Genomic DNA, 4,937 nt, shown 5'->3' on the forward strand with positions numbered 1-4,937 from the left:
TATTTGACATATATTTGGATAATCCTTCAGTTTGTGCCAAATATTAATATCCAGATCCTTCCGTCAAATCCCTCAAGATGGCACAAAAATTAAGAGCACACCATGCGGTGTGCTCTTACAAATTACTATGTTCCTACTGTCTAGTAGCCTTGGTGCCATTCAGGCTCTTTAATTGTGTATTGCTGCCGAAGTTTTTAAATTCTATGGTCTTGCCGTCTGATGACATTTGCATTTCAAAGGATGCTATATCACCAAACAAAGATGTTTCTGATGGTATCATCACGGTTCCTTTAAATACTCCGTCTACTATTTTACCTTCTATCTGATAGGCTGTTTTTCCCTGCACCAGAGTTCCTGATATAGATGTTCCACTTAATCTCAAATCCATGGTGCCTAATTTGGTAGCCCATTTTGCATTCCATTGGTTTAGATTGGTTGTTGCAGGTTGTTTTACGCTTTGTTTCATGGTTACTCCCGGAGTCAGGTTATTCAGGTTTATATCAGATGTATTGTTCTGCTGATTCATGATGTTTCCTGGAGTCATCAGGTTTCCAGGATTCATGATATCCCCTGGATTTAATCTATTTCCAGGATTCATCATGTCACCAGGATTCATTATATCAGTACCAGGTCTCATGATATCTCCAGGTAGCAGGTTATCTGCAGGATTCACTACCGATTCTATTCTTTCTTCTGTTATTAGTCTTATTTCCTTTTGGAATGGTCTGTTTGCAAATTCATTGATTTTTTGCACAGTATTTTCAACATGGAATTCAAATGGGTCAAAGTAAACCTTTTTCTTGTATCCCTCATGTTCTATTTCTAAGCTATAGTGCAGAGCTTGAGGATCGATGAATTCGAAGGAGGACGCTCCTGTAGCTTTACCATCCATCACAACTTGTTTAGCTTGAACAGTGGCAGTCCAGTCATCTTCTGCAGCCAATGGATCAGTTACATGCGAGTATTTCCCTCCGTTTAGTATGTTCATCATTGGAGTAATTAGAGGTATAGCTTCTATCTTTACATTTCCCAGATATGGCTTTACAGGCATATTATTTAATTCTGGATTTCTTACATAATCTTCTCCCATTACCTCTACCAAACCCATATCTGCCTTATTGGTTATGCTTCCGATGATCTTAATGGGTTTTACTAATTTGTTGCCTTTGTCGTCAGTATTTTCTTCCTGAGTATTAGTTTCATTAGTTCTTGCGTCGCCTTTCCTAGGTCTTGTACTTCGAATTTGTCTTATAGTGCTGGTTTGTTGCTCAGTATCTGTCTCAGTATCTGTCTCAACTTCTGGTTCATATTCATTTATGAATACTATCTCCAATGCATCAAGATTTGGTTCTCTTCTTACATTATATTCTGGATCAGGATATTTTTCTCCTTCGAAGATTAAGTAACCTTCTACTGATCTGGTTTTTTCCTTTATAGGTATCATTAATGAGAAAACTCCGTTTACTGCGTTTGCTGTATATTTTGTCCTGGTCCAATCCCAATGGACTACTTCTAAATCAACAGGTCCATTGTATTGGCCTGATACTACGCCTGTAATCACATCATTGAAAGGATCCACATTGAAATCCATTTCTGTATAAGGAACAATTGGATATATTTCTCGGCTTTGGCCTGTTACTTTATATTTTTTATTATCTTTTTCATATACATCTCCCGGTGTAATTTTAAAGATTAAATAGTCTGATGGCAATAAGTTGTATGAACCGGTGTTTATATTGAAGTTTCCTTCATCGTCTGTAGTACTTCTAAGTGTGATTTTATACTTATCTGTCTTCCAATTATATATTTCTATATCTATATCCCTTTTTGCATAGGGTATTGAACCGTTGTCAATTAATACTCTTCCTTCTACTATATTTGTGCTGGCATCAGCCTTTACAAGGAAGCTGGCTGTCACTTCTCTTATAAGATCCCCTGCACCTCCTGATACCTCTTCTCCAACAACCCATTCGCCTTTATAGATGGGGAAGTCTATATAAAAGATGGAGTATCTCTTGCCGAATAGGAAGCCTACCATTTCCGCAAAGGCACTGAGATCCAGTGAGCCCTTTCCGGTAATCTTCCCGTCGGTACCAGTACCACCTCCCCCCTTGATATCGAATTCAGCATCTCCTTTCAATCCCAGCCATATTTGTAGTGCACCTATTTCTACACCCCAGATTATTACACCTACCTGTGGTACACAAGCTAATACTGCATGGAGTTCCCCACTGGCGCTAAAGGTAGCATCAAATCCAGTAGGTCTATATGTTACATAGGGTCCTACGAAGTAAGGTACAAGACCGTAGGCAAATGCTTTGTATGCAAATCCTGCTCTTGCATTGCCTGTGGCAATAGTTCTCACTTCCACATTAACCTGGCCATTTGCGCCAAGCACAAGGAATATTCCTACAAAGGCTCTGTTTCCTTTTTCTTTCCCCATTATTGAACCGAGGTCAATATCATATCCAAATATGCAGGTTTCAACGGTTTTGTTGAATTTCAAATTGCCTTCGAATATTACATCTGCTACGGTTTTTGATTCAAAATAGAAATCTGCTACCGCTCGAGTGGTCAGCCAGTTCAGGTCAAAGTCTGCATGGAAGGTTGGATCTTCGATGACTATGGTTCCTTCTTTTATTTTAATTTCAACTTTCAGTTCCGATTCTTCTTCAAAGTCTCTTAGATCCGAGTACTGTTCCTTCTCCCACCAATCTCCTTCAAACTTTTTCTTCTTAGCTTCTTCCTTTTCTTTTTCTGTCTTTTCCTGCTCTTCCTTAGAAGGATATTGGAATATCATTTTACCTGGAGTAAGGTGAAGGATATGTCTGCTTCCATCATATTCAACATTGGATATGAAGCCCTTATCGCTTGCAGCCAGGTAGTTTTTAGTCATGCCGCTTGCAGGATCCAATTCTACACCCGGTGCGATATAGGCTATATTTCCTGTAGTGAGTTTTATGTCTTGTTTTGGTATTGTGTAGGATTCAAAAACTTCTGTAAGTTCGGGAGTTTCTACTACATATTGCTTATTGCCTGCCGAATCTGTTTCCCCGCTTTCAGTAACCTTATAGGCTAAGCCTTCCACTTCATCAATATATATTTTGTTAAGCTTTGGTGTAAAGGTTGAGGCAGCATCTTTTGGCAGAACCATGTACTTAGAGCCCGGGTTGTGCCTTAAGCCTTTGAATTTTTTCGGATCTATGGCTTCCTGCTCTGTTACCTTAGCTCCCCCTTCATAAGCTACCATATCGTCCAGCCTTATCTGTTCCAGATCATAGTTAATGGTTTCAGGAAGTTTTTCTACACCATCTTTCAATTTATATGTTACTCCCTGAGCCCTAGCGGCAGTTTCTACTTTTTCTAGCTTGCCGATTTCCCTTTCTAATCTGTCCCTATTTTTTAAACGTAAATCAAGAAGGTTTGGATCTATTTTTGGTGTACTGATACTTGGGATTTTAATATCAGCTGGTGTCTCTAAAAAAGTATCCTCAATGGTTCGCCTGGTGGGTGTCCTAGGTGCCGTGGGTGCACTTGCTTCGGCTACCGTAAAAGGTGATATTACAATAGAAAAAATCATCACCAAGGATAAAAACAACGAAATGTTCCTATTGTGCCTATTCATTTCTCCACTTCCTTTTGAAAATAATTTGAAAGCTATATGCCCATAAAGCATATAGTTTTATTGGCAGATTGGTCCAATTATGCAATGTTAACTCTATGATAAGAAAAAAGTGGAATAAATGCTTTTAAATTATTGATTATTCTTTCAAAAAGTTGCAAAATATTTTTTTGCATCCCCAGTTGTACGAAGAAAATACTTTTTTCACAATAAGAAAAGCTTCCAATGGAAGCCTTTATTAATATAAATAGATTATATTGTGCAACATATAACTTACTTTATCTACTTTTTACCTGTAAATCTCTCATATACTCTCGCTACAAGCAATATTGCCTGTTCCCTGCTGGTATTGTCTCTTGGCATAATCTTTGAAGCTGAGCCCTGCATAATATTATTCTTTGCTGCAAATTTCACCTCTTTGACAGCCCAGGAACCTATCAGGCTTTCATCTGCAAAGGCAGGAACTCCATCTATATTTGTATCCACATTTGGAACTGAGCCTGTTATCGCCCTATAGAGCATAACACATATATCCTGTCTGGTGATGAGATTGTTGGGAGAAAATGTATTTGCACTTGTTCCAGTTACAATTCCTGCACCGTATGCCTTGAGTATGTTTTCATTAGAAGTATCTATAAATGGGTTCGGTGATACAGGAACGGCCGCTGTACCTTTCAATTTTTCATAGAGCTTTACTACCAGTTCACAGAATTCTTCACGTGTTATACTTTGAGTATAATTGTTCATTATCCTGTCTGTATACAAGCCATATTCTACGGCCTTTTTTAATTCTTCCAATGCCCAGTTGCTTGCTCCAGTGAAATCCACCGCTGTGGCTGCAGCCTGGCCTGGTGTTGTTACTTCTGCCATATTCGATTCTGTGGAAGGTGTTTCTCCCTTATACGCATAAACTACATAGTAATATTTTGTATTCGGTTGGACTGCAACATCTGTATAGGTGGTTACATTAGCACTTAGTGTTGCCACCACTTCCCAATCTCCTGTGGATGTTCTGTACAGTAAAAATCCATCTTCACCATCTGATTTATCCTGCCAAGTTAATACAACTTCATTGGGTTTCTGTGCTTGTGCTGTGAGTCCTTCAGGAGCTGCTAAAGCTGCTGATGCAGCTTGTGTAGTCAAAACCTCTGCAATATTGGATTGTGCAGAGAAAGTGCTGTCTCTGTATGCATATACTGCATAATAATAGGTAGTATTAGGCTTAAGATTGGTATCTGTATAGGTAGCAGTATTAGCACTTACTACTGCAGCCTGTTCCCACTCTCCGGTAGAAGTTCTGTAAATCACAAAGCCT

The 4,937-nt window shown here is 38.9% G+C and carries 2 protein-coding genes; both read right to left on the reverse strand.

Annotated features, from left to right (window positions below; all coding sequences use genetic code 11):
• Window positions 1-133: 133 nt before the first annotated feature.
• Window positions 134-3,625 carry a hypothetical protein gene (locus ACESM9_RS14445; RefSeq protein ID WP_373000221.1) on the reverse strand — a complete coding sequence of 1,164 codons (3,492 nt, stop codon included), beginning with the start codon at window positions 3,623-3,625 and terminating at the stop codon, window positions 134-136.
• Between the two features lie 279 nt (window positions 3,626-3,904).
• Window positions 3,905-4,937, reverse strand: a 1,033-nt coding sequence (locus ACESM9_RS14450; protein WP_373000224.1) for an S-layer homology domain-containing protein, incomplete at its 5' end; no start/stop codon positions are given.

Source organism: Lutispora sp., from assembly GCF_041687175.1.
Lineage (GTDB): Bacteria > Bacillota > Clostridia > Lutisporales > Lutisporaceae > Lutispora.